This is a genomic window from Vibrio sp. 811, assembly GCF_033339195.1.
Genome location: NZ_JAWOUB010001000.1, coordinates 1 through 507, shown reverse-complemented (window position 1 = coordinate 507; position 507 = coordinate 1). Strand labels below are relative to the sequence as shown.

At 46.7% G+C, this 507-nt stretch carries 1 protein-coding gene; it reads right to left on the bottom strand.

Annotated features, from left to right (window positions below; all coding sequences use genetic code 11):
• The coding region (locus tag R7Q46_RS30575) for a cache domain-containing protein (protein ID WP_318078765.1) at positions 1 to 424 on the bottom strand (424 nt) is incomplete at its 3' end.
• Between the last annotated feature and the right edge of the window lie 83 nt (positions 425 to 507).

The following is a 507-nucleotide window of genomic DNA, read 5'->3' as shown; positions in this document are numbered from 1 at the left end:
CGGCTTGCGCTTGGTAAAGCAACGCTTCTATACGCCTGTCGCCATTTTCGTCTTCTAGGTGAAGTAAGTTCTCCCCAACCAATTCAGGAAGAACGGGATGTACGAGGTTAGTACCGTGTTTATCGTAAGCAAAGAAGTACCCATCAGAGCCGTAAGTTAGGCGATTGAGAATGGCCTTCACTCGCGCTTTAGCGACACGTTCTTCAATCGTCGAATCGTTGTAAATGTGGGAAATGGCATCAAATGCGACATCAACGGTATCTTTGAGCGCCGCTTCTTTGGATTGAATGAGGTTTTGATGGAAGATCTCCACCTCTCGTTGACCCAATGTTTTGGCCTGATAAATGGAAATCCAACTGATGCTTGCCGACACTAAAACCACCGGAATCAGTGTCAGCAAAATTAACTTGGCTTTGAGAGGCATCCTTCCCTCCATGAAACGCTGCCCAAAGGGTCAATATGCCCCAAGAGCAGCTTAACAACTTGTCTCAAAAGGTGAAGACTCTC